29 protein-coding genes are annotated in these 26,043 nt (G+C 63.9%); 14 read left to right on the top strand and 15 right to left on the bottom strand.

Annotated features, from left to right (window positions below):
- Positions 1 to 45: 45 nt before the first annotated feature.
- Entirely contained in the window at positions 46 to 255 is a 210-nt protein-coding gene (locus tag AC5V87_RS01685; protein WP_456841866.1) for a hypothetical protein, read from the top strand.
- Between the two features lie 115 nt (positions 256 to 370).
- On the opposite strand, the gene AC5V87_RS01680 is transcribed toward AC5V87_RS01685, so the two are convergent.
- Positions 371 to 916 carry a hypothetical protein gene (locus AC5V87_RS01680; protein WP_495369802.1) on the bottom strand — a complete coding sequence of 182 codons (546 nt, stop codon included), beginning with the start codon at positions 914 to 916 and terminating at the stop codon, positions 371 to 373.
- A 177-nt stretch (positions 917 to 1,093) separates the two neighbouring features.
- On the opposite strand from AC5V87_RS01680, the gene AC5V87_RS01675 reads away from it, so the two are divergent.
- Positions 1,094 to 1,393 (top strand): DUF1330 domain-containing protein, encoded by a 300-nt coding sequence (locus AC5V87_RS01675; protein ID WP_495369801.1) that lies wholly within the window; start codon positions 1,094 to 1,096, stop codon positions 1,391 to 1,393.
- A 4-nt stretch (positions 1,394 to 1,397) separates the two neighbouring features.
- On the opposite strand, the gene AC5V87_RS01670 is transcribed toward AC5V87_RS01675, so the two are convergent.
- Positions 1,398 to 1,658, bottom strand: a complete 261-nt coding sequence (locus tag AC5V87_RS01670) for a hypothetical protein (protein ID WP_495369800.1) — start codon at positions 1,656 to 1,658, stop codon at positions 1,398 to 1,400.
- A gap of 44 nt (positions 1,659 to 1,702) precedes the next feature.
- Positions 1,703 to 2,008, bottom strand: coding sequence for a hypothetical protein (locus AC5V87_RS01665; protein ID WP_495369799.1), 306 nt, complete (start codon positions 2,006 to 2,008; stop codon positions 1,703 to 1,705).
- Positions 2,009 to 2,265: 257 nt separating this feature from the next.
- Between AC5V87_RS01665 and AC5V87_RS01660 the strand changes: the two genes are divergently transcribed.
- From AC5V87_RS01660 to AC5V87_RS01645, 4 genes are all read left to right on the top strand, one after another.
- Positions 2,266 to 2,664, top strand: coding sequence for a metallopeptidase family protein (locus AC5V87_RS01660; RefSeq protein ID WP_495369798.1), 399 nt, complete (start codon positions 2,266 to 2,268; stop codon positions 2,662 to 2,664).
- A gap of 78 nt (positions 2,665 to 2,742) precedes the next feature.
- Positions 2,743 to 3,348, top strand: coding sequence for a 3-isopropylmalate dehydratase small subunit (gene leuD / locus AC5V87_RS01655; protein WP_456841860.1), 606 nt, complete (start codon positions 2,743 to 2,745; stop codon positions 3,346 to 3,348).
- Positions 3,349 to 3,430: 82 nt separating this feature from the next.
- Complete coding sequence (locus AC5V87_RS01650; protein ID WP_495369797.1) at positions 3,431 to 4,216, top strand: hypothetical protein; 786 nt, start codon at positions 3,431 to 3,433, stop codon at positions 4,214 to 4,216.
- A 244-nt stretch (positions 4,217 to 4,460) separates the two neighbouring features.
- Positions 4,461 to 4,880 carry a DUF6455 family protein gene (locus tag AC5V87_RS01645; RefSeq protein WP_456841858.1) on the top strand — a complete coding sequence of 140 codons (420 nt, stop codon included), beginning with the start codon at positions 4,461 to 4,463 and terminating at the stop codon, positions 4,878 to 4,880.
- Here the strand turns inward: AC5V87_RS01645 and AC5V87_RS01640 are convergent.
- The 4 genes from AC5V87_RS01640 to AC5V87_RS01625 all read right to left on the bottom strand — a co-directional run bounded on the left by AC5V87_RS01640 (position 4,820) and on the right by AC5V87_RS01625 (position 9,441).
- A complete protein-coding gene (locus AC5V87_RS01640; protein WP_495369796.1) occupies positions 4,820 to 6,202 on the bottom strand; it encodes a TonB-dependent receptor in 1,383 nt (460 codons plus the stop codon). The two genes, AC5V87_RS01645 and AC5V87_RS01640, sit on opposite strands and share 61 nt — an antisense overlap.
- The gene (locus AC5V87_RS01635) at positions 6,199 to 6,849 is read right to left on the bottom strand and encodes a TonB-dependent receptor plug domain-containing protein (RefSeq protein WP_495369795.1); all 651 of its coding nucleotides are present in this window, start codon (positions 6,847 to 6,849) and stop codon (positions 6,199 to 6,201) included. The genes AC5V87_RS01640 and AC5V87_RS01635 overlap by 4 nt, the downstream gene beginning before the upstream one ends.
- A gap of 738 nt (positions 6,850 to 7,587) precedes the next feature.
- The gene (locus AC5V87_RS01630) at positions 7,588 to 8,340 is read right to left on the bottom strand and encodes a hypothetical protein (protein WP_495369794.1); all 753 of its coding nucleotides are present in this window, start codon (positions 8,338 to 8,340) and stop codon (positions 7,588 to 7,590) included.
- Positions 8,341 to 8,559: 219 nt separating this feature from the next.
- Positions 8,560 to 9,441 carry an HpcH/HpaI aldolase/citrate lyase family protein gene (locus tag AC5V87_RS01625; protein ID WP_495369793.1) on the bottom strand — a complete coding sequence of 294 codons (882 nt, stop codon included), beginning with the start codon at positions 9,439 to 9,441 and terminating at the stop codon, positions 8,560 to 8,562.
- A 110-nt stretch (positions 9,442 to 9,551) separates the two neighbouring features.
- On the opposite strand from AC5V87_RS01625, the gene AC5V87_RS01620 reads away from it, so the two are divergent.
- Positions 9,552 to 10,196 carry a carbonic anhydrase gene (locus AC5V87_RS01620; protein ID WP_456841854.1) on the top strand — a complete coding sequence of 215 codons (645 nt, stop codon included), beginning with the start codon at positions 9,552 to 9,554 and terminating at the stop codon, positions 10,194 to 10,196.
- Between the two features lie 197 nt (positions 10,197 to 10,393).
- Here AC5V87_RS01620 and AC5V87_RS01615 read toward each other — a convergent pair whose 3' ends face one another.
- Positions 10,394 to 11,428: an aspartate-semialdehyde dehydrogenase gene (locus tag AC5V87_RS01615; RefSeq protein WP_495369792.1), complete on the bottom strand. Its 1,035-nt coding sequence runs from the start codon at positions 11,426 to 11,428 to the stop codon at positions 10,394 to 10,396.
- 116 nt (positions 11,429 to 11,544) lie between these two features.
- Here AC5V87_RS01615 and AC5V87_RS01610 point away from each other — a divergent pair, with 116 nt between their 5' ends.
- On the top strand, positions 11,545 to 12,333 hold the full coding sequence (locus tag AC5V87_RS01610; protein WP_495369791.1) for a hypothetical protein: 789 nt from the start codon (positions 11,545 to 11,547) through the stop codon (positions 12,331 to 12,333).
- 156 nt (positions 12,334 to 12,489) lie between these two features.
- On the top strand, positions 12,490 to 12,873 hold the full coding sequence (locus AC5V87_RS01605) for a hypothetical protein (RefSeq protein WP_456841851.1): 384 nt from the start codon (positions 12,490 to 12,492) through the stop codon (positions 12,871 to 12,873).
- 208 nt (positions 12,874 to 13,081) lie between these two features.
- On the opposite strand, the gene AC5V87_RS01600 is transcribed toward AC5V87_RS01605, so the two are convergent.
- Both AC5V87_RS01600 and leuB read right to left on the bottom strand, forming a co-directional pair.
- The gene (locus AC5V87_RS01600) at positions 13,082 to 13,720 is read right to left on the bottom strand and encodes a DapH/DapD/GlmU-related protein (protein ID WP_456841850.1); all 639 of its coding nucleotides are present in this window, start codon (positions 13,718 to 13,720) and stop codon (positions 13,082 to 13,084) included.
- 185 nt (positions 13,721 to 13,905) lie between these two features.
- Positions 13,906 to 15,018 carry a 3-isopropylmalate dehydrogenase gene (leuB, locus tag AC5V87_RS01595; protein WP_283083097.1) on the bottom strand — a complete coding sequence of 371 codons (1,113 nt, stop codon included), beginning with the start codon at positions 15,016 to 15,018 and terminating at the stop codon, positions 13,906 to 13,908.
- A 219-nt stretch (positions 15,019 to 15,237) separates the two neighbouring features.
- Between leuB and AC5V87_RS01590 the strand changes: the two genes are divergently transcribed.
- Positions 15,238 to 16,440, top strand: coding sequence for a YbfB/YjiJ family MFS transporter (locus AC5V87_RS01590; RefSeq protein WP_495369790.1), 1,203 nt, complete (start codon positions 15,238 to 15,240; stop codon positions 16,438 to 16,440).
- Positions 16,441 to 16,462: 22 nt separating this feature from the next.
- Here AC5V87_RS01590 and AC5V87_RS01585 read toward each other — a convergent pair whose 3' ends face one another.
- From AC5V87_RS01585 to AC5V87_RS01570, 4 genes are all read right to left on the bottom strand, one after another.
- A complete protein-coding gene (locus AC5V87_RS01585) occupies positions 16,463 to 17,245 on the bottom strand; it encodes a molybdopterin-binding protein (protein WP_495369789.1) in 783 nt (260 codons plus the stop codon).
- A 69-nt stretch (positions 17,246 to 17,314) separates the two neighbouring features.
- Positions 17,315 to 17,944, bottom strand: coding sequence for a cytochrome b/b6 domain-containing protein (locus tag AC5V87_RS01580; protein WP_456841847.1), 630 nt, complete (start codon positions 17,942 to 17,944; stop codon positions 17,315 to 17,317).
- Positions 17,945 to 18,130: 186 nt separating this feature from the next.
- Positions 18,131 to 18,685, bottom strand: coding sequence for a fasciclin domain-containing protein (locus AC5V87_RS01575; RefSeq protein ID WP_456841846.1), 555 nt, complete (start codon positions 18,683 to 18,685; stop codon positions 18,131 to 18,133).
- Between the two features lie 333 nt (positions 18,686 to 19,018).
- Positions 19,019 to 19,780, bottom strand: a complete 762-nt coding sequence (locus tag AC5V87_RS01570; protein ID WP_456841845.1) for an SDR family oxidoreductase — start codon at positions 19,778 to 19,780, stop codon at positions 19,019 to 19,021.
- A 95-nt stretch (positions 19,781 to 19,875) separates the two neighbouring features.
- On the opposite strand from AC5V87_RS01570, the gene AC5V87_RS01565 reads away from it, so the two are divergent.
- Positions 19,876 to 21,405 carry a malonate--CoA ligase gene (locus AC5V87_RS01565; RefSeq protein ID WP_495369788.1) on the top strand — a complete coding sequence of 510 codons (1,530 nt, stop codon included), beginning with the start codon at positions 19,876 to 19,878 and terminating at the stop codon, positions 21,403 to 21,405.
- Between the two features lie 536 nt (positions 21,406 to 21,941).
- Here the strand turns inward: AC5V87_RS01565 and AC5V87_RS01560 are convergent.
- Entirely contained in the window at positions 21,942 to 22,802 is an 861-nt protein-coding gene (locus tag AC5V87_RS01560) for a sulfite exporter TauE/SafE family protein (RefSeq protein ID WP_495369787.1), read from the bottom strand.
- Between the two features lie 525 nt (positions 22,803 to 23,327).
- Here AC5V87_RS01560 and sdhC point away from each other — a divergent pair.
- Genes sdhC through sdhA form a run of 3 tightly spaced genes read left to right on the top strand, consistent with a single transcriptional unit; the run spans position 23,328 to position 25,966 of the window.
- Positions 23,328 to 23,726, top strand: coding sequence for a succinate dehydrogenase, cytochrome b556 subunit (sdhC, locus tag AC5V87_RS01555; RefSeq protein WP_456841841.1), 399 nt, complete (start codon positions 23,328 to 23,330; stop codon positions 23,724 to 23,726).
- A complete protein-coding gene (gene sdhD / locus AC5V87_RS01550) occupies positions 23,723 to 24,127 on the top strand; it encodes a succinate dehydrogenase, hydrophobic membrane anchor protein (RefSeq protein WP_495369786.1) in 405 nt (134 codons plus the stop codon). The genes sdhC and sdhD overlap by 4 nt, the downstream gene beginning before the upstream one ends.
- A gap of 3 nt (positions 24,128 to 24,130) precedes the next feature.
- Positions 24,131 to 25,966: a succinate dehydrogenase flavoprotein subunit gene (gene sdhA, locus AC5V87_RS01545; protein WP_456841839.1), complete on the top strand. Its 1,836-nt coding sequence runs from the start codon at positions 24,131 to 24,133 to the stop codon at positions 25,964 to 25,966.
- The last annotated feature ends 77 nt before the right edge of the window (positions 25,967 to 26,043 follow it).

Genomic DNA, 26,043 nt, shown 5'->3' with positions numbered 1-26,043 from the left:
CAGCGCCGACAGTGTCCTCGCGACGATCTCGCGAGGACACCTCTGATGGCCAACAAGCCTGAATATGTCGACCTGATCAGCGAGGCGACGCGCCAACACCGCCGGCGCCCGGCGCGCTTGCACGTCGTCGCCAAGCCGGAGGTGGAGGAGACATCCAAGCTCAGCCGCTGGCCGCCGGCGATGTTTCGGCAGTGGAAGATTGAGAATTTGATGCGATGGAAGTCGGCGTCCTGGAAGCTGAAGGACTGGCTGTAGCCAACGAGCGCCGTCGCCACTATCCGCAGTCATTCCGGGGCGTCCGAAGGGCGAACCCGGAATCTCGAGATTCCGGGTCTGGCGCTGATGCGCCATCCCGGAATGACGACTCACATCACCAATAGCGGTACGGATAATGCCAGCGGTGCCAGCGGCAGATGCGGCGCGGGCCGTAATAGGTCCAGATGATCCGGCAGCGGCGCGGATAGTGGTAGTTGGGATAGTAGCCGCCGTAATAATAGCGCCGGTGGAAGTGGCGATAGCCGAAATAGGGACGATAGCCCCAGTGGCGGTGGTAGCCGCCATAATGACGAAATCCGCCATAGCGATAGCCGCCGCCGTGAAACGCCGGTGCGGCACGGAAGCCGCCGCCATGGAAACCACCACCGCGGAAGCCGCCGAAATGTCCGCCGCCACCATGGAAGCCGCCGCCGTGAAAACCTCCGCCGTGGAAGCCACCGCCATGCCCGCCACCACCGCCGTGACGAACCTGCGTGACGAGATCGTCGGTCGCAGCTTTCGTCGCGGGTGACGTCGCCGGATTGATCATGGTCAGCGCGTCAGCACGGCGCGCAGGGCCGGCCGACAGCATCAACGTCGCGGCCGCCGCGATCCCGAGCAGGCGCATCGGGCTTGCTCTGAGACCCAAACTCCTCAGCATGGACTTCTCCCTGAAACTGGACAGCGGAGTTGCGACGCTCGTGATCGGCGCGCATCATCCCTGTTCATTTGCAGTCGCTCCCAAGATGAAGTTAGGAACGGCGACGTGAATGCGCCATGAATGAACGACGTTGCTGGCAACGTGCTGCGACGCCGTGCCGCGAGGTGAGGAGTCGAGATGACTGTCTATGCGATTGCGCAATTGAAGATGACGGACCGCACGGCCTACGGCCGCTATCAGGCGCGGTTCTTCGACGTGTTCAGGAAGTACGACGGACGTCTGCTCGCCGCCGATGAACATCCGCGCGTGCTCGAAGGCGCATGGCCGCACGACAAGCTCGTCATGATGTCGTTTTCCGACGAAGCCGCGTTTCTCGCCTTGTCGAACTCACCCGAGTACGAAGAGATCTCGCGCGATCGCAAGGCGGGCGCACAGGCGACGGTGCTGCTGGTGAAGGGATTTGCGCCGGCCGGTTAGCGGATCACCGGAACGGCCCGTAGCCGAGCACGAAGGGCGCAGGCACGGCGTAAGGATAGGGACGGTAGTAAACCGGCCGCGCGTAATAGCGGGGGTCACGGCGCACGGCAGGCCGCGCAATCTCACTGGTTCGCGCGTGTCGCGCATCGAAAACCGCGATCCCCGCCGAGGCCTCGGGGATCGTCATCCTATGCGCTGCGGATGCGCGGGGCAGGCCGGTGGCAAGCGCAACGGCAACGGCGGCTAGTGCAATCCGTCTCGCCATGACCACCCTCACGAGGCCTCCACGCTGCCTCTTGAACCGGCCCGTCAGCCCCGCCGCCAGAAGCAGCTCATATGCGGCGTGATCACGGTGCCGCTGGGCCTGTGTTCCTGCACATAGGCGACGTTGCATTCGCGGACCGCATCGGGACCCGGGTTGTAGCGCGGATAGACGCCGTCGGGGCTGTAATAGGGCGTGACGCGCAAGCGCGCTGGAGGCCGCCTACGCGGCGGGGGCACGTCGTCGGGCAAGGTCGCCTGGGCCAGCCGGATCTCGGGACCGGCCGTCTGGGCTTGAGCCTGGGTTTGGGCCTGAGCTTCGGCGCCGACAAAAAAAGTCGAAAACAACCCCATGCACAGTAGAACCCGTATCGCTGTTCCCGCCCGCATCACACCACCGCTGACCTCTGCCAACCCCTTGATGCGCCGTACGCTCCCCGTTTTCGCGCGCGGCGTCAACGCCCCATCTATAAAGCCGGATGCATCGCGGCGGAACCCGCGCTAGAACCCCGTTCCGGTAAAATCGGAGCGGGGTTCTAGATTGCTATTTTGACGCGTTTTCTTGACGCGAACCGGTGTCCACTTCGCTCGAAAACGCTCTGGAGAAGCCCATGTGGACGGAATTGAAAGCGCCCTCGCTGGCCGAGATGGAAGCGATGGCTCATGACGTATTCGAGCGCCTGCCGGCCGAGTTTCGCAGCCTCTGCGAGGGCGTGATTCTTCGCGTCGACGACTTCCCGACCGACGAGGTCCTCGACGAGATGGAATGCGAGAGCGAGTTCGACCTGCTCGGCCTGTTCCAGGGCGTCGGCCTGCCCCAGCAGAGCTTTGGCGACCTCGCGCGGCTGCCCAACATGGTCTGGCTCTACCGCCGGCCGATCCTGGACTACTGGGCCGAGCACGACGAGAGCCTCGGCCACATCGTCCGCCACGTCCTGATCCACGAGATCGGCCACCATTTCGGCCTCTCCGACGACGATATGGCGGCGATTGAGGCTCGGGCAGACTAGATCTGCCGAAATCGGCCTAGGATTCGGCTCCCGATCGGGATAAATACGCGTTCCCTAACCACCCCGGAAAGCGCAACCATGGACAAGTTCACCACGCTCGAAGGCGTCGCGGCGCCGCTGAAGATCATCAATGTCGACACCGACATGATCATTCCGAAGCAGTACCTGAAGACCATCAAGCGCACCGGCCTTGGCAAGGGGCTCTTCTCCGAGCAGCGCTACAAGGACGACGGTAGCGAGAACCCGGATTTCGTCCTCAACCAGCCCGCCTATCGCAATGCGAAGGTGCTGGTCGCTGGCGACAATTTCGGCTGCGGCTCGAGCCGCGAGCACGCGCCCTGGGCGCTGCTCGACTTCGGCATCCGCTGCGTGATCTCGACCTCGTTCGGCGACATCTTCTACAACAACTGCTTCAAGAACGGCATTCTGCCGATCCGTGTCTCGCAGGAAGACCTCGACAAGCTGTTCGACGACGCCGAGCGCGGCGCCAACGCGACGCTGACGATCGACCTGCCGAACCAGGAGATCCGCGGCCCCGATGGCGGCAAGGTCAAGTTCGAGATCGACCCATTTCGCAAGCACTGCCTGATCAACGGCCTCGACGACATCGGTCTCACGATGGAGAAGAAGGCCTCGATCGACCGCTACGAGGATAAGCTCAAGCGCGAACGCGCCTGGGCCTGAGATCGACATCCCGTTCGAGCCCCGGCGCCTGACGCGCCGGGGCTTTTTCTTTGCCCTCGATATACCCTATAGCTTCTCCCTGATGCTGCCCGACATCGTCACCTTCTGGCACGGCCCGATGGATGCACTGCGCCAGACCTGTCTGCGCTCGCAGCTGGCTGCTGGCCACAAGGTCACGCTCTACAGCTTCGACCCCATTCCCGGCCTGCCCGCGGGCGTCGCCAACGCCGATGCCGAGGCGGTGCTGCCGCACGCGTTCTCAGAACGCCTGCGGCCGCCGCAGCCGGACGGCAGCTGGCGCGACTGGACCACGCTTCAGTTCAGCGACTTCTTCCGCATGAAGCTGATGGCGATGGGCCTCGGGCTCTGGCTCGATGCCGATGTGGTGCTGTTGCGACCGGTCGAGATCGATCCGGCAAAACCATACTTCGCCTGGGAGCGATCGCGCCGGCTCGGCAACTCCGTGCTCTATCTGCCGCATGGACACCAGATCGTTCGCGCCTTCGAGGCGCTGATGGAGCAGGAGGAGCTGACGCCGGAATGGCTGTCGCTGAGCCATCGCCTGAGCTTTGCGATGCGACGGCTGAGCGGCGGCTCGCAGCGCCTGTCCGACCTGCGCATCGCCATTTACGGGCCGCCGGCACTCACCATCCTCGCCAAGCGTTCGGGCGATCTTTCAAAGGCGTTGCCGAAGAAATCGTTCTACGCGGTGCATTCCGAGCCGAAACTGTTCTTCGAGCCCTCGAACTATCTCGGCATCGTCACCGACCCCGAAGTGATCGGCCTGCACATCTCGGGCAAGGGACGCAGCAAGCAGCCGGCGGTGCCCGGCAGCCTGTATGCGTGGGCGGCGGAGCGGTTCGCGTAGCTCTCCGCTCGTGCCCCGGACGTAGCGCAGCACCTTAGTGATGCGCCGCTGAACCGGTGCCCAGTGAGCGGTGAGATGGGTCCCGGCTCCGCGGAGCGGCACTTCGCGCCGCACCGCGTCCGGGACACGAGATCGATCGCCAACGTGTCACGCTCCAATCGTTCCCAATTTGATCCAGCGCAACGCGCCTCTGCATCATTGTGCGTAGTCTCGCTCCAATTCCACGACCCGAATGGAGCCTCGCATGAGCACCGCAAGCAGGCCGTATCCCATCGTCCAGGATCTCATCGAGTCCTTTGCCGCCTGGCTGAAGCATCGCCGCGAGATGAACGAGATGCGGCGGCTCGACCGCGCCGATTTCGACCGGATCGCGAGCGATCTCAGGATCGCGCCTGACGATCTCGAGGAACTGGTCCGTCACGGTAAGCATGCCGCCGACGAGCTGCCGAGGATGCTGGAGCAGCTCGGCATCGACGCAGAGCGGCTCGGACAGGCGCAACCTTTGCTGTTGCGCGACATGGAGCGGGTCTGCTCGCTCTGCAATCAGAAGGGGCAGTGCGACCGCGATCTCGCCAGCGGCACCGCCGCGGAGACCTATCACGGCTATTGCGGCAATGCCTCGACGCTGGAGTCGCTCGATCGCGCCGACGTCGCGCCGAACTGACGGCGCGACGAAGCCAATCCGCGTTCTATTGTTCGAGCATGATCTCCGCGCAAACGCGTTCCGCGTTTGTCGCGAGCGAAAACCGCTGCACACTTTTCCGAATCATGCTCTAGAAATCGACCGACATCGACAGCCACAGCGTCCGCGGCCGGCACGCTCTGGATGTTGTCGGCGCTGACATAGGCCCGGCTGGTATAGATGCTGCGCGCCGTCGCCGTCAGTCCGGGCAGGAATGGGGCATCCCACTCGATGCCGAAATTGCTCTGCCAGCCCGGCGCACCGATCGCATGATTGCCGTCATAGAGGTGCCCACCGGTCTTCGTCAGGCGCGCATCGAGATAGGTCACGCCGCCGAGCACCCGAATGCCGGGGCCGACTTCGCCGAAGGTGTTGAACTCGACGCCGCGGTTTCTCTGTTCACCGTCGAGGCTGTAGATTTTGCCGACGGGATCGGTGACGCCGCTGGGCAGGCTGATCTGGAACGCCGCCAGGCTCGCGCCGAAGCGACCGAGATCGAGCTTGGTACCGACCTCATATTGCCTGGTCTTGAATGGCGCAAACACCTGGTTGGTGTTGGCTGCACCGGACGGAGGCGTTGGCCCAGGCGTGAGGCCTTCGATGTAGCTGGCGTAGAACGACAGCTCCTTGATCGGTCGCACCAACAGCGCCACGGAGGGCGATGTGGCGCTCTGATCGTAGTGGGTCGTCTCCAACCCACTGACGGTGTCGTAATTGTTCGCGATGACCTGCTGCTGCCTGGCTCCGACGATCAGCTGGAGCATCCCGTTCATCGTCGAGAGGGTGTCGGCAACGCCAACGCTGCGAAGTCCAAGAAAGGCCGACTTGCCCTCCGGGAATGACGACAAGGGCATACCCGGGCTCGCCAGAATTGTCGGTGTGTAGATGTTCGTCAGATAGTTTCCATAGTTTGTTTGACCGAGCCAATCCGTGCGGTTCAAGGCGCTGCCGCTGACAACCATCTCATGACTGACCGGGCCGGTGTCGAGGCGGGCCCGAACACCGGCCTCGCCAGACACGCCCTCGGACTTGCCGGTCTGGAACCGCGACGTTGATAGCGCATTGCCTGAGGCCATGAGCAGCGTCGCTCCCGGTGCTTGCCGCTTGTCGTAACCGAACTGGTTGCCGCCGATGGCACCAAACAAAGTGACATAGTTCGACAGATCGTATTCGGCGCGCGTCAGGCCTGTCAGGCTCTTGGCGCGAGCATAGTCGAAAGGCTGGGCTAGATTGATGCGAGCGTCGGGCGCATTCGGCACTGCGATGCCCTTGACCGGCGTATAGCCACGCGCCGCAGCCTTCATCCAGTCGTCCTGATAGATGACGTCGGCCGACCAGCGGAAGCGCTCACCCGATAGTCGACGCCGAGCGAACCGACGCCGTCACGCACCGATTGGCGATCGATCGTCGTGTTCCCACCATCGACCCCGCCATTGAACCGGACGCCCCATTCCTTCTGATCGCCAAAGCGGCGCGCCACGTCGACCTCGGTGCCGAGGCGGGCATTCGAGATGTACCCGACGGTCAACCGCGTCAGGTCTTCATAGGCACGCTTGGTCACGACATTGACGCTGCCACCGATGCTTCCCTGCGGGGCCATGCCGCTGAGGAATGCCCCCGGGGCCTTGAGCAACTCAATCCGTTCAATCGGTGCCGGGTTGATGCGATAGGCCGGCACGAGACCGTACAGCCCATTCAACGCGATCTCGCTGTTTTCAACACGGAAGCCACGGATGGTCAGTGCATCATAGCGGTTGCTGCTGCCGATTGCGGCGCGCACCGACGGATCGGAGTTGGTCAGGACTTCAGCGACGCTGGTCGCCTGCTGGTCACGGATGGTCTTTTCCGTATAGCTCGTGAGGCTATACGGCGTTTCCATATAGTCCTTGTTGCCGAGCAGGCCGAGCTGACCACCGCGCGCGATTTGTCCACCGACATAGGGCAGCGGCAATGCGGCCCGCTGTGCGCCGACCGTCGCTGGTCTCGTTGTTGTCGCTGCCGCGCTTTCAATTCGTGCGGCCTGACGTCTCGCGCGCATTGCGGTCGACGCATGCTGCCTCCGGACTGGCGTGACGCTCCGGTGCGGATACGGTCACGGCAGGAAGTGATTGCCCGGTCTCCGTCGACGATGGATGGTTCGATTGCTGCGCGAACGACGATGTCGCAGACAACAGCATAGGCACGCACGCAAGCGCGAATGCGCGCGCGCAACTCAAGTCGCGAGCCATAACACGCCAGAGACTTTCTTATTTGACGCCCGTCTCGTCACGTCGACGAGACACGACGTGCAATAAACCGCGAGACGGCCATCGCCTAATGGAAGCCATCTAATGTTCGAGACAGACGCCGGCGCCTCACACGCAGGAGAATGTCGCCAATTGACGTTTCGGTTTCACGCAATGACGCGCGACACCGTGAATTCCTGCGCATGTCCGCATGGCGTGCGTATGCGCGAGGCCGGTTCGAACCCTGCATCGAGCGGCCGCCACGCGCGCAAATGCGGGTGTTTGTCGCAGCGCCAGACAGGATTTGAGACGCGAGATGAGTTGCTGGATTACATCAGACATCGCTGCGCGACGAGATATCGCGCGCGGTCGCTCCGGGAGCTACCGGGCGTCGAACGCTGGACGGTCATCTGGAATTGTTCGATCGCGCCGCACTGACAGCGGCGCGCTTAACGCGCACCAGATCAGAAGCCGACCTTTTCGTTCACATAGAACGTGTTGAGGATGGTGACGCGGTCGCGATCGGTCTGGATCGGCGGGCGGCCGTGCCAGCTCATCTTGGTCAGCGTGTGATAGGCCTTCAGCACCACGAAGGCGTAGCCGACATTGGGCAGGAACGGGATCGTCTTCACCGGCTCCAGGCAATACGAGCCGACGTGAAGCAGTCCCTTGAGCGAGGCCTTGTAGAGCGTCGTCCCCAAAGCCTCCTGGCTGGCGTCGGCCGGGCAATAGAGCTGCATCGTCACGACCTTCTTGCGCGTGTCCGGATGCGGCTTGATCTGATAGCCGTCCCTGTCCACGTAGACGACCGGCTTTGCCACCAGGGTCAGGTCGTCGGCGCCGGCGACCTTGTCGCCACGGGCGCGAATCTCGAGCCCGTCGTGCAGCCGCTTCCGGATCGCCTGCTCGATGCTCTTCGACGTCAGCATGGCCGACACCGCAGCCCATGCCGGCCGCAGCGACGGCTCGATCTTGTCGACGTTCTCGCCATAGAGGCGCAGCGCCATGCGCGTCCCGGTCCCGGTGATCGGATCGTAGCCCTGCGTGGGCACGCTCCGGATCAGGTCACGGTAGAAGTCGGCGGGAAAGAACTCGCGGAAGACGATGTGCGGAAACGGAGCCGCGGAATGATCGGCGGCCTCGATGCTGCGCACCGCATGTGCGGTCAGTTCGTCAACCAGGTTGGCAGGAGCCGCGACTTCCGCAAGCGCCGTCATGGGGACACCTCGTCCAAGTTGGGCCAAATATGTTCAACTGTTGCTGGAGTTACCTTGCGCCGTGGGCCTTGCGCAAGTCAACGGCGGCCGCCGCGACGCTTCTTCGCGTGGACGTGATCGAAAGCTGCCGCAGCATCAGCCAAATCAATGGATTAGCCGAGTTCCCAGCCGCAATTCCCCTTGCTCCGTCGCGCAGGACGAAGCGTAGTTCGAGCAATCTCAGCCCTTGCTCATCGCAGCGATCGCATCCGCGATCGCGATCGTGCGGCGCGCCATGTCGGCGTGCAGGCGTTCGACCATGGCGCCGTCGAGGCGGATCGCGCCACGCGAGACGTTCTCCGGCAGCTCGAACGCCGCGATGATCTTTCGCGCACGCGCGACTTCCTCCTCCGGCGGCGTGAAGATCACGTTGCAGGCTTCGATCTGCGAGGGATGGATCAGCGTCTTGCCGTCGAAGCCGAGATCGCGGCCCTGCGCGCATTCGGTGGCAAAGCCGTCGGAATTGGCGATGTCGCTATAGGGACCGTCGAGGATCTCGAGGCCATGAGCGCGCGTCGCCAGGATGCAGTGCGTGATCATCGGGATCATCGCCGCACGGCCCGGCAGCATGCGAATGCGCGTCTCGCGCGAGATGTCGTTCGGCCCGAACACGAAGCCCGACAGCCGCGTGTTCGGATCGCGCCCGGCCGCGGCGAGCTCCTCGGCATGCAGCACCGCGCGCGCGGTCTCGATCATCGCCCAGACCTTGACGGTCGGTGCGGCGCCGAGCTCGGCCAGCTTGCGGCCGATCGTGTCGAGGTCGTCGACGGAGGACACCTTTGGAACCAGGATGCCGTCCGGCGAGGCTTTGGCGGCCATTGCGACGTCCTCGGTCCACCAGGGCGTGTCGAGGCCGTTGGTCCGGATCAGGATCTCGCGCTTGCCGAACCCTTTGGCGGCGATCGCGGCGGCGATGCCGTCGCGCGCCACCGCCTTGGCGTCGGGGGCGACCGAATCTTCGAGATCGAGGATCAAGCCATCGGCTGGGAGATTGCGTGCCTTCTCCAGCGCACGGGGGTTGGATCCGGGCATGAACAGATGGCTGCGGCGCGGGCGGGTCATGCTGGCGTTCCTTCCGGTTTCCTCGTGTCCATTCTGCCCGAGCCGATAGCACTTGGCCTGCCTATTCGAAAGGCTTGTTCGTCGGTCCGCTCTATGGTTAGGCATAGGCCATGATCACATTCCCGAAGCATTTGCTGGAAGGCTACAAGGCCTTCGCCACCCAGCGGCTCCCGGCCGAGCAGAGCCGCTACCGCGAGCTATCGGTGAAGGGGCAGTCACCGGAAGTGATGGTGATCGGCTGCTGCGACAGCCGCGTCTCACCCGAAGTGATTTTCGACGTCGGCCCCGGCGAATTGTTCGTCGTCCGCAACATCGCCAACCTGGTGCCGACCTACCAGCCCGACGAGAACGCGCACGGCGTCTCCGCCGCGCTGGAATATGCCGTGACGGTGCTGAAGGTGAAGCACATCGTGGTGCTCGGCCACGCGCAATGCGGCGGCATCCGCGCCTTCGTCGACAAGATCGAGCCGCTCACCCCCGGCGACTTCATCGGCAAATGGATGCAAATGTTCATCAAGCCGGGCGAAGTGGTGGAGCAGCGCGACCATGAGACCATGGCCCAGTTCGTCGAACGCATCGAGAAAGCCGCGGTGTTCCGCAGCCTGGAAAACCTGATGACGTTCCCGTTCGTGCAGAAGGCCGTCGAAAGCGGCCAAATGCAGACCCACGGCGCCTATTTCGGTGTCGCCGAGGGAACGTTGTTCGTGCTGGACAAGGCGACGAAGGAATTCAAGAGCGCGCGCAGCGTGGTGTAACCGCCGCTCTCGTGCGGTGGGCAGAAACTGTAGGGTGGGCAAAGGCGCAGCGCGCCGTGCCCACGATCTCTTCGTGATTACGAACGAATGGTGGGCATGCTTCGCTTTGCCCACCCTAGGGCACCGGTGCTAAATCGAAAGAATGGTGGGCACAGCGCTTTGCGCCTTTGCCCACCCCACCGCAGCGGTGACTTGTCTTACGCCGCCTTCTTCTTCGCGCTGATCAGCTTGCGGTTGATCAGGACTTCCGCGATCTGGATCGCGTTGAGTGCCGCGCCCTTGCGTAAGTTGTCCGACACGCACCAGAGCGCCAGACCATTCTCCACCGTCGCGTCCTCGCGGATGCGGCTGATATAGGTCGCGTCCTCGCCGGCCGCCTCGTACGGCGTGGCGTAGCCGCCGGGCTCCTGCTTGTCGATGACGAGGCAGCCGGGCGCCTTGCGCAGGATCTCGCGCGCTTCATCAGCGGTGATCGGATTCTCGAACTCGATGTTGACGGCCTCGGAGTGGCCGACGAACACCGGCACGCGCACGCATGTCGCGGAGAGCTTGATCTTGGGATCAAGGATCTTCTTGGTCTCCGCCATCATCTTCCACTCTTCCTTGGTGTAGCCGTCCTCCATGAAGACGTCGATGTGGGGAATGACGTTGAAGGCGATGCGCTTGGGGAATTTCTTCGCGACCAGCTCGTCATTGGTGTAGACGGCCTTGGTCTGCGAGAACAATTCGTCCATCGCGTCCTTGCCGGCGCCCGACACCGATTGATAGGTCGAGACCACGACGCGCTTGATCGTCGCCTTGTCGTGCAGCGGCTTGAGCGCGACCACGAGCTGCGCGGTCGAGCAGTTCGGGTTGGCGACGATGTTCTTCTTCTTGAAGCCATCGGTCGCGCCTGCGTTCACCTCGGGCACGATCAGCGGCACGTCCGGGTCCATGCGCCAGGCGGAAGAGTTGTCGATCACGACCGCGCCGGCGGCGCCGATCTGCGGCGACCATTCCTTCGAGACCGAGCCGCCCGCCGACATCAGGCAGATGTCGACGTCGGAGAAGTCGTAATGCTCGAGCGCTTTGACCTTCAGGGTACGATCGCCATAGGAGACCTCGACGCCGACGCTGCGGCGCGACGCCAGGGCCACGACCTCGTCCGCGGGGAATTTGCGCTCATCGAGGATGTTGAGCATTTCCCGTCCGACATTGCCGGTCGCGCCGACGACTGCGACTTTGTAACCCATCGTTCACTCTCCGATGAAAAAGCCCGTTCCTGAAGCTGACGCTTAAACAGGAAGAGCAGCGCTTCTATGCGAGAACCGGCCCCAAGACAACGTTGGACCATGCCTGAAGGCCGTGGATGCAATCGCCTGAGGCCAGGACGGCCGAAACTCCCACCCAGCTCTATCTGGCGCTTGCAGCCTTCGCCGACGAGGTGGTCGGCACGCTGGCGCGCCTGTTCGCCTATGTGGGGGCGCTTGCCCTGTTTTCCATCCTGGCGCTGGCGGCCCTCAACCAGCTGCCCGACATGCGGGACGATGAGCCGGCGGTGCGGCCGGGCTGGGGCGTGGCCGACCGCTCGCATCCGGCCTTCGCCGTCAGCCGGCAGCATTCATCAGAAAAAACAGTATCTTACGCCATCCTTCGGCATCCCGAAGGCGGCCGCAGGGACGTCATGCGCTGGACGAGCGAGGCGGACAAGCCTGTGGCCGAGCTCGAGATCTATCGGGAAGGCGGCGAATTCGATGTCGCCCGTCCGGCGACGGCGGATCTCGCCATCCAGATGGGCCTTGGCGCCGCCACACCACTCGAGCAGGCCGGCCTGATCCAGACCAAATTCGGCCCCGCCGCCCTGTTCCGGCCGGTTGGCACCGACAAGGCAGCGCCGCCCTGCCTCGGCTATCTCAAGCGCAACGAGGAGCCGGGCTTGCAGATCTCCGGCTTCTCCTGCCAGGGCGACACAATGCCCGTTCGGCGCGCGGCGATCGCCTGCATGCTGAACCGGTTGACGCTGCTGGCCTCGGGCAACGAGCCGAAGCTGGCGGAATTCTTCGCCCATGCCGAGCTGAAGCGCCGCGCCTGCGACGGCGCTGCCGCCTCCGACTGGCTGCTGGGCGCAGCCAATGCGCAATTGCGCGGGGCGCTTTGAGCGGCACCAAGCTCAAGTGGCTGGTTTGCATGCAACTTTTGCCGGCGCGCACGATTATTCCCGGCCGGTGTGACCCAATAGACCTAGTTGCAGCCACCCCGGCCGGGCTAGTATGGGGCGAAATCGACTGGCGGCCTGCCGCCTGAAGGGGACGTGATGAGCTCGAAATTTTCTGCGGCAACCAAATTGGCGACCTGGCTAGCGGCGGGCGCCGTCATCGCCGCGGCCTTCGCGACGCCGGCTGCGGCCGACACCAAGACCAAGCGCTATGACGAGCGCGGCCGCCCCTATTACGGCCCGAGCGGCCCCAACGCGGTCTATCAGCAGGGCCGCACCCGCATCTATGTGAGCAAGCGCTCCTGGCTCGACGGCGGCACCGAGGTCAATCCGGGCGACCGCAAGTTCAGCGACTACGCCTTCCCGCCGGCCGTCGGCTATCCGTCCTTCGCCCGCGAAAACCTCAACCGCCCGATCGATCGCCAGCCGCTCTCGACCCCGGCCGATGTCGGCGGCTACCCGCAGAACTTCCCGCTGTACTGAGCGGGCGTATCTTTCGAATCAAAATGGCCGGGCCAGCACCCGGCCATTTCTTTTTGCGGGGTGCCGTAGGGCGCACCTGCCTCTCGACCGTCATTGCGAGCGCAGCGAAGCAATCCAGAGTCTCTGCGGAAAGATTCTGGATTGCTTCGTCGCCAGCGCAAAATTGCTTCGCAATTTTGTCGCGGGCTCCTCGCAATGACGGCTGAGGCTACGCGTTCGCCGCCGGATCGTACCGCCTGCAAAATTCCTCGATCGCCTCGGAGCGGAAATCGCAGAGGCGTTCGAAGATGAGCTCATCCGGCCAATCCCACCAGGCAATGCGGCGCAGGCTGTCCGCGACCGACTCGGAAAACCGCCTGCGGATCGGGCGCGCGGGAACGCCGCCGACGATCGTGTAGGGCTCGACATCGCGGCTGACGACCGCGCCTGCGCCGATCACCGCGCCGTCGCCGACCGTGACACCCGGCAGCAGGATCGCGGCGTGGCCGATCCAGACGTCATTGCCGACGATGACGCGGTCGCCGCGGCGGTCCGCGAAGAAGTCGCGGTCGCGCGTCGCGCTCGCCTCATAATATTCGGGGACATAGGTAAAGCGATGCTGGGAGGGGCGGCCCATCGGATGATTGGGCGCGCCGATCCGCACCGAATTGGCGATCGCCGTGAACTTTCCGATCGCGGCGTCGGCGACCTCGCAATTCTCGCCGAGATAGGAGTAGTCGCCGAGCGAGGCATATTCGATGCGGCTATGGCTGAGAATTTCGCAGCGCCGCCCGATCTGCGCCTCGCGTTGGCGCACGGTTTCATGGATGAAGGTTTCCGCGATCTTGGGGCGGGGCGAGGCGTCCATGAGATGGCTCCGGGAGCAGGTGCCGTAGGGTGGGCCAAAGACGCATCGCGCCGTGCCCGCGATGTCTCGAGCTGTCATTCCGGGGCGGCTCGGAGAGCCGAACCTCAGGTGCGCAATTGCGCACCGGGAATCTCGAGATTCCGGGTTCGATGCTTCGCATCGCCCCGGAATGACGAGGATCAGCCTTACGCGTGCAGCTTCTGCAGTTCCTTCAGGATCGCTTCGCCCATCTGCGTGGTCGAGGCGGCGGTCGTGCCCTCCGACTTGATGTCGGCGGTGCGCAGGCCGCTCGCCAGCACCGCGGCGATCGCGGCGTCGACCTTGTCGGCGAGATCGCCCATGTCGAAGGAATAGCGCAGCGCCATGCCGAAGGACGAGATCATCGCAATGGGATTGGCGAGGCCCTTGCCGGCGATGTCAGGCGCCGAGCCGTGCACGGGCTCGTACAGCGCCTTGCGCTTCTTGCTCTTAACGTCGACCTCGCCGAGCGAGGCCGAGGGCAGCATGCCGAGCGAGCCGGTCAGCATCGCCGCGATGTCGGACAGCATGTCGCCGAACAGATTGTCGGTGACGATGACGTCGAACTGCTTCGGCCACTTCACCAGCATCATGCCGCCGGAATCGGCGAGCTGGTGCTCGAGCGTGACATCGGGATATTCACGCTTGTGGACTTGAGTCATGACCTCGTTCCAGAGCACGCCCGACTTCATGACGTTGCGCTTCTCCATCGACGTCACCTTGTTCTTGCGCTTCCGGGCAAGCTCGAAGGCGACGCGGCCGATGCGCTCGATCTCATAGGTGTCGTAGACCTGGGTATCAACGGCGCGCTTCTGGCCGTTGCCGAGATCGGTGATGGTCTTGGGCTCGCCGAAATAGACGCCGCCGGTGAGCTCGCGCACGATGACGATGTCGAGGCCTTCCACGGCCTCGCGCTTCAGGCTCGAGGCGTCGGCCAGCGCCGGATAGCACACGGCGGGGCGGAGATTGGCGAACAGGGCCAGATCCTTGCGCAGGCGCAAGAGGCCGGCTTCGGGGCGCACCTCGTAGGGCACCGCGTCCCATTTGGGGCCGCCGACCGCGCCAAAGATGATGGCGTCGGCGGCCAGCGCCTTGGCCATGTCGCCCTCGGAGATCGACACCTTGTGGGCGTCATAGGCCGAGCCGCCGACGAGGCCGGTGTCGGTCTCGAATTTAGCGATCCCGGCCGAATTGAGCCAATCGATCAGCCGCTTCACCTCGCCCATCACCTCCGGGCCGATACCGTCGCCGGGGAGCAGCAGCAATTTGTGGGTCGCCATGGTCGTGTCCTCAGTTTTTTCTCGTCATTGCCGGGCTTGACCCGGCAATCCAGCTTTTTTGAAGGATGGATGCCCGGGTCAAGCCCGGGCATGACAAGCGGGGATGAATTTCGGCGGGAGTGCTAGAGCGGCCTTGCGCGCTTGGCAAGACACCATTGCCGCACCGCGGCTGTGCAAGGCGCACCTAGCCTGCCACAGTGCCAGACGCCGGAGTACCCTTTGCACGTCCCTGAGCGCCCGCCACACGACGCGCACCCCGCGCGGCTGATCCTGACCCTGTCGCTGGCGGCGACGGTCGGGCTCGGCATCGGCCGCTTTGCCTATGCCCTGGTGCTGCCCGACATGCGGGAGGACCTCGGCTGGTCCTACTCGGCGGCGGGTTTCATGAACACCATCAATGCCGTCGGCTATCTCGTCGGCGCGCTGGCAGCGTCGCGGCTGATCCAGCGGGTCGGCTGGGCGGCGGCGATCCGCGGCGGGACCCTGGCCTGCGTCGCCGCGCTCGCGACCTGCGCATTGACCGGCAATTTCGTGGCGCTGAGCCTGGCGCGCCTCGTGCTGGGCCTCGGCGCTGCGGCCGGCTTCGTCGCCGGCGGCGCGCTCGCCGCTTCAATCGCGCAGTCGTACCCGGAGCGGGCCAATTTCCTGCTCAGCCTGTTCTATGCCGGGCCCGGCGTCGGCATCCTTTCCTCGGGGCTGATCGCGCCGTTCACGCTGCAATATTTCGGGCCGGGCTCGTGGTGGATCGTATGGTGGGCGCTGACGCTGCTCTCGGCCGCGATGACCGTGCCGCTGTACCTGACCCGCATCGAAAGCGGCGCGCGCTTCTCCGAAGGCAGCCACGCCGCCTTCGCAATTCTGCCCGTGCTGATCTATCTCGCCGCCTATTTCCTGTTCGGTGCCGGCTACATCGCCTACATGACCTTCATGATCGCCTATGTCCGCGACGGCGGCGGCGGTGCGGCGGCGCAAGCTGCGTTCTGGGGCCTGATCGGCCTGTCGGCGTTCGTCACGCCCTGGGCCTGGCGCGGCGTGCTCGCGCTCGATCGCGGCGGGCTTGCCACCGCCATCATCCTCGGCACCAACGCGCTCGGCGCCGGCTTGCCGATGCTCGGGCATTCCCCGACCTGGCTCGCGATTTCAGCCGTGGTGTTCGGGGTCGCCTTCTTCGCGGTGGTCGGCTCGACCACCGCCTTCGTCCGCTTCAACTATCCACCGCAGGTGTGGCCGACCGCGATCGCGGCGATGACGATCTCGTTCGGCGTCGGCCAGACGTTGGGACCGATCGTGGTCGGTGCGATCACGGACGCGCTGGGGAGCTTGAGCTACGCGCTGAATGTGTCGGCGGCGCTGCTGGCGTTGGGCGCGGTCCTGGCGCTGTGCCAGCGGAAGGTGGGGCCGGCGAAATCACCGGTGCCGTAGGGTGGGTTAGCCGGGGCGACGATCAACTCCCGCTAAACGAATTGTACCCCTGGTCTTCCCAATAGCCACCCTTGTAGTCGTTGGTGACTTCCATCGAGATCACGTATTTCGGGTTCTTGAAGCCGAGCTTCGTCGGCACGCGGATTTTCATCGGGAAACCATAGGCGCGCGGCAGAATGTCGTTCGCATATTTGAAGGTCATCTGGGTCTGCGGATGCAGCGCGCTGCGCATATCGAGCGGCGAGTTGTAGCCGTCCTTGTCGGCGCACTGGAACCAGACATATTTCGCGCGGGTGTCGGCGCCGATCAGTTTGAGGAAATCGCGCAAGGGCGTGCCGGTCCAGCTGCCGATGGCGCTCCAGCCCTCGACGCAGATGTGGCGGGTGATCTGCGTCACCTGCGGCAGCTTGGTGAGCTCGTCCAGCGTCCAGGACTTCTTGTTGTCGACGAGGCCGCGCACCTCGAGCTTCCAATCTTTGCCATCGATGTCAGGCGCGTCGTCAAGATCGTAATAGGCATTGAACGGGAATGGCTTTGTGATCGCGCTCTCGGGGAAGGTCGGCGCCAGCGCGTCGGGATTGAAGATGAAGGCCTGCACGGCGTCGTTGAACTTCGACACCTTCGCCAGCATGGTCTCGGCCGAGGAGGAGTCGACCACGTCGCAGCCGGTGAGCAGCGTCAGCGCGCCTAAGCTGGCGCCGCCGGCGATGAAGCGGCGGCGGGTAAAATCCGGCATCGCCTTGATGGAGTCCTTGATCAGCAGCCGCTTGTCGACGCCGGGGATCAGGAATGAACGCTTGGCCATGGTGGTTCTCACATATCTGTTTTGAGCATGATCTTGTCGAAAACCGGTTCCCACTTTTCCGGATCATGCTCAACGGCCGATGATCATGGCGCGCAGGCTCTTGGGCACCAGCAGCGCGAGCAGGACGTGAACGACGAGGAAGGCGCAGATCGCGGCCATGCAGAAGAAATGCACGTAGCGCGCGGTCGGATAGTCACCGAACAGCATCACCAGGTAGTAGAGCTGCACCGGCTTCCACATGCCGAGGCCGGACAGCACGATCAGCACGCCGACCACGATGATGCCGGCATAGAGCAGGCGCTGCACGTAGTTGTAGACGGTGAGGTCGTCATGACCGAGCTTGAAGGTCAGTGCGGCCCTGACGTCGTGGAGCACGCCCGATGGCGTGATCGGGAGCAGTTTTTTCCGGAAGCGGCCGGTCGCGAAGCCGGTGATGAGATAGGCGAGGCCGTTGATCATCAGCAGCCACATCGCGGCAAAATGCCAGAGCAGGCCGCCGCCGAGCCAACCACCGAGCGTGTATTCGCGCGGAAAACTGAAGCCGAACAGCGGCGAGGCGTTGTAGATCTGCCAGCCCGACAGGATCATCAGGATCATGGCCAGCGCGTTGATCCAGTGCATGACGCGGACCCAGGCCGGCTGGATCACTTTGGCCGGGGTGGCGCTGACCTGCTCGCCTGAGACTATGAGGCTCGACATGATGGTTCCGTCCTGAACGTCGTCTGACACTGAATATACGCCGCTGCGCCCGTTTTCGTTACGCCCCTTTGGCCATCGAATCGATGCCCGCAGGCTATGGCGGTCACAAAAAAAGCGAGCCGGGCATCCCCGGCTCGCCGTCGCAAATCAGGCTGTTTTCCGGGGATGAAACAGCAAGCTGCGGTGTTACGTCGCCGGCATCAGCACGGTATCGACCACATGGATGACGCCGTTCGACTGGTTGACGTTGGAGATGGTCACCATGGAGGTGCCGCCCTTGGCGTCGACGATCCAGACCTTTCCGTCCATCTTCTTCACGGTGAGTTCCTCGCCTTCGGCGGTCTTCAGCTTCTTGCCGTCGGTGAGGTCGGAGGCTTCGAGCTTGCCAGGCACGACGTGGTAGGTGAGAATCTTGGTCAGCGTCGCCTTGTTCTCGGGCTTGACCAGATTGTCGACGGTGCCGGCCGGCAGCTTGCCGAAGGCGGCGTTGGTCGGCGCGAACACCGTGAACGGGCCCTTGCTTTCCAGCGTCTGCACAAGACCGGCCGCCTTCACGGCCGCAACCAGCGTGGTGTGGTCCTTCGAGTTGACCGCGTTCTGGACGATGTTCTTGGACGGGAACATCGCGGCGCCGCCGACCATGACGGTCTTCTCCTCGGCGCGAACGGGGCTGACGACGGTTGCGGTGATCGCGAGGGCACTGAAGGCAGCGGCAGCGAGATAGGCAATACGCTTCGACATGGAAAGTCTCCCGATTGAATGGTGACCGGCAATGGCCGGCGTTGAGTTGGGGCAACGAAGGCGGCTTGCGGCAGTCTCGAGGTGAAGCAGCAGCGCCGTCGTTGGCCGAACTACGGGAGGTTTCGCGATGCGGTTTCGAGGAAAAATTCTTTGTGATGGGTGAAACTATGTGCGGGGACGTTCGTGAGGGTGAGCGTGCGCCAAGCAAACGGTGCCGTAGGGGGCAAAGCGCAGCGTGCCCACCAAACGCAAATGCGGGGAGAGATGGTGGGCACGGCGCTTCGCGCCTTCGCCCACCCTACGGCAGTGTGCCTATTGCACAATACGCCCGCCTCAATCCCTGCTCTGCGGCGTCTGAATAAATCCGCGATTGTGCGTCGGGCTGATCAGCAGCTCGTTGATGCAGACGCGCGGCGGCATCGAGGCAATGAACGCGATGGTGCGGCCGAGATCCTCGGGCTGCAGCATCTTGGCCTGCTCCTCCTCGCTCGGCACCACCGGACGCAGCTTCAGGATCGGCGTTGCGACCTCGCCCGGCATCAGGCAGCAGGCGCGCAGGCCATTCACGCACTCATCCATGTTGAAGGAGTGGGTCAGCGCCAGCACCGCATGTTTGGTCGTGGTGTAGGCCGGGCCCGGCATCTTCGAGACATGACGGCCGGCCCAGGACGAGACGTTGATGATCGAGCCGTCCTGCTGCTTGCGCATCGTCGGCAGCACCGCGCGCATGCAATAGAGCACGCCGTTGAGATTGACCTGGACGAGCTTGTCCCAGCCCTCCAGTTCCATGTCCTTCCAGCTGCGCTTGGGAACATTGATGCCGGCATTGTTGACGAGCAGGTCGATTCGGCCGTGCTTCGCCGCGATTTGATCGGCCGCCTTCTGGGCCTGATCCGCGTTGGCCACGTCCAGCGCGATGGCCTCGGCGGTGCCGCCCGCCTTGGTGATTTTCGCAACCACCGTCTCCAGAGCTGACTGGCGGCGGCCCGAAACCACCACCGTCCAGCCGTCAGCCGCCAACGCCTCGGCGCCGGCCTCCCCGATCCCGCTGCCGCCGCCCGTGACCCAGGCCACGCGTTTCCCGTTTTTGGTCATGCAAACTGTCTCCGTTGCTTCAATGGGGCGGTTTTTGCTAATCCAGCCCTCGGTTTTGACCGGCCTTGTCAGTCTTACGGTCGAGGAAATCTTGCATGAACCAAGCAGCCAACGCCAATCTGTTTTCCCGCCTGTTCGAGGGCCTCGACGATCCCAAACGCCTCGCCATCGAGACGCAGGACGGCGCCCATATCAGCTATGGCGATCTGATCGCGCGGGCCGGGCAGATGGCGAATGTGCTGGTCGCGCGCGGCGTGAAGCCCGGCGACCGCGTCGCGGTGCAGGTGGAAAAGTCCGTCGCCAACATCGTGCTGTACCTCGGCACGGTCAGGGCCGGCGCGGTCTATCTGCCGCTCAACACCGCCTACACGCTGAATGAGCTCGATTACTTCATGGGCGACGCCGAGCCGTCGCTGGTGGTGTGCGATCCCTCCAAGGCCGAGGGCCTCGCCCCGATCGCCGCCAAGGTGAAGGCCAAGGTCGAGACGCTCGGAGCTGACGGCAAGGGCTCTCTGACGGACGCCGCCGACAAGGCCGCCAGCGAATTTGCGACGGTGACGCGGGCCGGCGACGATCTCGCCGCGATCCTCTACACCTCGGGCACCACCGGCCGCTCCAAGGGCGCGATGCTGACGCATGATAACCTGGCGTCGAACTCGCTCTCGCTGGTCGGCTACTGGCGCTTCACCGACAAGGACGTGCTGATCCACGCGCTGCCGATCTACCATACGCACGGCCTGTTCGTGGCGACCAACGTGACGCTGTTCGCGCGCGCCTCGATGATCTTCCTGCCGAAGCTCGATCCAGACCTCATCATCAAGCTGATGGCGCGCGCCACCGTGCTGATGGGCGTGCCGACCTTCTACACGCGGCTGCTGCAGAACCCCGCGCTGTCGAAGGAGACAACCAAGCACATGCGCCTGTTCATCTCGGGCTCGGCGCCGCTGCTGGCCGAGACCCATCGCGAATGGTGGGCGCGCACGGGGCATGCGGTGCTGGAACGCTACGGCATGACCGAGACCAACATGAACACCTCGAACCCGTATGACGGCGAGCGCGTGCCCGGCGCAGTCGGCTTCCCGCTGCCCGGCGTCTCCGTGCGCGTGACCGAGCCCGAGACCGGCAAGGAATTGCCGCGCGAGGAGATCGGCATGATCGAGGTCAAGGGCCCGAACGTGTTCAAGGGCTATTGGCGCATGCCGGAGAAGACCAAGTCCGAATTCCGCCCCGACGGCTTCTTCATCACCGGCGACCTCGGCAAGATCGATAACAAGGGCTACGTTCACATCCTCGGCCGCGGCAAGGATCTCGTCATCTCCGGCGGCTTCAACGTCTACCCCAAAGAGATCGAGAGCGAGATCGACGCTATGCCCGGCGTGATCGAGTCCGCCGTGATCGGCGTGCCGCATGCCGATTTCGGCGAGGGCGTCACCGCGGTGCTGGTGCGCCAGCCCGGTGCGAACATCGATGAAGCCGCCGTGCTGAAAGGCCTGGAAGGGCGTCTTGCAAAATTCAAGATGCCCAAGCGCGTCTTCGTCGTCGACGAGCTGCCGCGCAATACGATGGGCAAGGTGCAGAAGAATATCTTGCGCGACACGTACAAGGATATTTACGCGAAGAAATAGGGTCAATGCTTCGGGGTTGGGGGAAACATGAAGCGCGATGAGGCCGTCCGGATCAGTCATCATCTCCTGGATGCCTGCGCGGCACTGGACCGAGCCCGAATGGCTATTGCGGGACTTGGCAAAGCCGAGCGGATTAAGTTGGAGGGCTCGTTGTACGGCGTCCTTGACGCGCTGAAGGACGAGTTGCTTCAGCCGATCTACGATCAGTATCCGGATCTTGAGCCTCCAAAGTCCGACCGGGAACCATATGAATATATCTGCGAGCTCACGTGGGACGAGGTGCAGCTCCCACCGGGAGTAACCGAGCAACGGCTCGACGAGATCGTTTTCTCGGTCATGAAGCCACCCGGGCGATGGATCATTGCAAAGAGCTTGGACTGCCGATCGACGCAGCGAAGTGCGATTGAAGGACTAATCCGCCTGCGATTTCTGGGCTCTGCTCTCTCCGCGTCATTGCGAGCGAAGCGAGGCAATCCAGAATCTTTGCGCGGAGACAGGCTGGATTGCTTCGCTCGCAATGACGGTGGGCGGGGCGGCTACTGCCCACCCGCCAGACTGATCACAAACCGGCTACCCACGATGAACAGATAACACCCGAACGCCGCCTCCAGCGTTCGCTTCGACATCGCGTGCGCGGCTCGCACGCCCAGCGGCGCCGTCACGAGGCTCATCGGCATCACCAGCACGGCGCCGATCAGCGAGACGTAGCCGAGCGCGAACGGGATTTGCAGGGCGGCAACGGACGGATAGGTCGCAGCCGCGGGCCAGCCGGCGTAGATGTAGCCGAGCGCGCCGGGGATCGAGATCAGCACGGCGAGCGCCGACGAGGTCGCCACGGCCTGATGGATCGGCCGGCTGTAGAAGGTCATCAGCAAATTCGAGAACAGCCCGCCGCCGATGCCCATCAGCGTCGAGAGGATGCCGACGCAGAAGCCGTAGATGCGCATCAAAAAGCCCTTGGGCAGATCATCGCCGAACTTCCAGCCCTCGCGCGCGAAGATCAGTCGCGCCGCGGCCGAATAGGCGACACACACGAACACGATCTTGAACAGCCGCTCAGGCGCGAAGCGCGCGACGACGCTCCCCGAGACAACGCCGATCAGGATCGGCAGCCACCAGACCCGCAGGATCGACATGTCGACCGCACCGCGCTTGTAGTGCGCCTGGAACGAGCGGATCGACGTCGGAATGATCACCGCCAGCGAGGTGCCGACGCAGAGCGGCATTCGCACCTCCAGCGGCACGCCGGCAATGCGGAAGCATTCGTAGAACACCGGCACGAGGATCGCCCCGCCGCCGATACCGAACACGCCGGCCAGGAATCCCGAGAGCGCGCCGGTTGCGATCAACAGCAGCGCGAGCTCGACGATCTCCTTGATATCAAGACCTGGAATCACCCTGACCTGCCCCGGCAACTGGTCGCTGGCGTCTCCGAGGCTCGCGCTCGGATTCGGCTGCGGTCCAAGCTGTAGGTGATCTGATTTGCGTGGTCGACACGCGGCGCCCCGTCGTCTTGGGTGGGATGCAGGTTGCGCATATCCAACCGCCCGGCGAAAATTCAGTGCGTGCGACGGAAATTGACCGACGACTCATTCAGCGTTCGCGCCGCCTCAGCCGTCATGAACTGACTGCTTCGAAGTGTGACCTGAGGGCGAAGGCTTAGAGGCGTTCCAATAGCGATTTCAACGCGCCTCGCCTCATATCACAATAGATGAATTGATATTCGCTTCTTAGTCGGTACGCCATCGTCCTGGTATACCAAGCCCCTGATTGGCCTTGTTTCATCAACGGTCTATAGCTGAACCGGTGTTCGATTTTTGGCGATTTGGTGATTGCGCAGGCGAAACCGACTCCGTAAATAGAGCCGACCTCTCGCGATCCCCGCGCGCGCCCTGTTGGGCCGCCATACAACATCAAAGCCCATGACCGCACGGATCGAACGACCGCTTTCTCCCCACATCCAAACATACCGCTGGACCCTGACGATGGCGCTCTCCATCGTCCACCGCGCCACTGGTATTGCCCTCTACGTCGGAACCCTGCTGCTGGCCTGGTGGCTGATCGCGGCGGCCTCCGGCCCCGCCGCCTACGCCCATGTCCAGGCCTTCACCGGCAGCATCATCGGCCGACTGATCGTGTTCGGTTACACCTGGGCGCTGATGCACCATATGCTCAGCGGCATCCGGCACTTCGTGTGGGACCTCGGCTTTGGCTTCAAGGCCAATGAGCGCGAAGCGCTGACCTGGGGCGCGCTGATCGGCGGCATCGCGCTGACGGTGCTGATCTGGATCATCGCCTATGCGATCGGAGGTGGACGATGAGCGCAACCGATACGCCGAAGCGCAGCATGCGCACCCCGCTCGGCCGCGTGCGCAATCTCGGCGCCGCGCATTCCGGCACCGGCGACTTCTGGCGCCAGCGCGTCACCGCGGTGGCGATGGTGTTGCTGATGATCCCGGTGGTCGTCGTCATCATGATGCTGCTCGGCCGCAACCAGGCCGGCGCCAAGCAGATCCTCGGCTCGCTGCCGATCGCCATCATCATGGTGCTCTTCATCGTCGCCAGCGCCTGGCACATGAAGATCGGCATGCAGGTCGTGATCGAGGATTACGTCCACAACGAGAAGCTGAAGCTCGCTTCGATCATGCTCAACAATTTCTTCTCGATCGCGGTCGCGCTCGCCTCGATCTACGCGATCCTCCAACTGTCATCCGGAGTGTAACCCATGGCCAACGAGACGAATGGCAAGGGCAACGGCGCTCCCGCCACCAACGGCAAGGCCTATCCGATCGAAGACCACACCTATGACGTCGTCGTGGTCGGCGCCGGCGGCGCGGGCCTGCGCGCCGTGGTCGGCTGCAGCGAAGCCGGCCTGAAGACCGCCTGCATCACCAAGGTGTTTCCGACCCGCTCGCACACGGTAGCGGCGCAGGGCGGCATCTCGGCCTCGCTCGGCAACATGCACAAGGACGACTGGCGCTGGCACATGTACGATACCGTGAAGGGATCGGACTGGCTCGGCGACCAGGACGCGATCGAATACATGGTGCGCAACGCGCCCGACGCGGTCTACGAGCTCGAGCATTGGGGCGTGCCGTTCTCGCGCACCGAGGACGGCAAGATCTACCAGCGTCCGTTCGGCGGCATGACCACCGAATTCGGCAAGAGCCAGGCACAGCGCACCTGCGCCGCCGCCGACCGCACTGGCCACGCCATGCTGCACACGATGTATGGCCAGTCGCTGCGCCACGCGGCCGAGTTCTTCATCGAGTTCTTCGCTATCGACCTGATCATGGACGACCAGGGCACCTGCCGCGGCGTCATCGCGCTTAAGCTGGACGACGGCACGCTGCACCGCTTCCGCGCCCAGACCGTGATCCTCGCCACCGGCGGCTATGGCCGCGCCTACGCCTCCTGCACCTCGGCGCACACCTGCACCGGTGACGGCGGCGGCATGGTGCTGCGCGCGGGCCTGCCGCTGCAGGACATGGAGTTCGTGCAGTTCCACCCGACCGGCATCTACGGCTCGGGCTGCCTCGTCACCGAAGGCGCCCGCGGCGAAGGCGGCTATCTCGTCAATTCCGAGGGCGAACGCTTCATGGAGCGCTATGCGCCCTCCGCGAAGGACCTCGCCTCGCGCGACGTCGTCTCGCGCGCGATGACCATCGAGATCCGCGAGGGGCGCGGCGTCGGCAAGAAGAAGGACCACATCTTCCTGCATCTCGACCATCTCGATCCCGCAGTGCTCGCCGAGCGCCTGCCGGGCATCTCCGAGTCCGCAAAGATCTTCGCCAACGTCGATGTGACGCGCGAGCCGATCCCGATCGTGCCGACCGTGCACTACAACATGGGCGGCATCCCCACCAACTATCACGGCGAAGTGCTGACCAAGAAGGATGGCGACGACAACGCGGTCATCCCCGGCCTGATGGCGATCGGCGAAGCCGCCTGCGTCTCCGTGCACGGCGCCAACCGCCTTGGCTCCAACTCGCTGATCGACCTCGTGGTGTTCGGCCGTGCCGCAGCGCTGCGCCTCGCCGAGAAGCTCACGCCCAATGCCAAGCAGCCGGAGCTGCCGGCGAACTCGGCCGAGCTCGCCCTCGGTCGCCTCGACCACTACCGCTACGCCTCCGGCGGCACGCCAACCGCGAAGCTGCGCGAGGGCATGCAGCACGTCATGCAGAACAATTGCGCGGTGTTCCGCACCGGCGAAGTGCTGAGCGAAGGCCAGAACCTGATCCAGAAGGTCCACAGCGGCATCACCGACATTGCCGTATCCGACCGCTCGCTGGTGTGGAATTCGGACCTGGTCGAGACGCTCGAATTCGACAATCTGATCTCGCAGGCGGTGGTGACGATGAACTCGGCCGCCAATCGCACCGAGAGCCGCGGCGCCCATGCCCGCGAGGACTTCTCCGAGCGCGACGACAAGAACTGGATGAAGCACACGCTGGCCTGGCTGGACGATTCCGGCAAGGTCAGGATCGAGTACCGCCCGGTTCACGACTACACCATGACCAACGACGTGCAGTACATCCCGCCCAAGGCGCGCGTGTATTGAGAAGCAACAGGTGCTCGTCATTCCGGGGCGCTGCGTAGCATCGAACCCGGAATCTCGAGATTCCGGGTCTGGTCCTT

The organism is Bradyrhizobium sp. SOJA106, from assembly GCF_059448745.1.
Note: the sequence above shows the minus strand (reverse complement) of the source record. Positions and strands in the feature narration are given on the sequence as shown.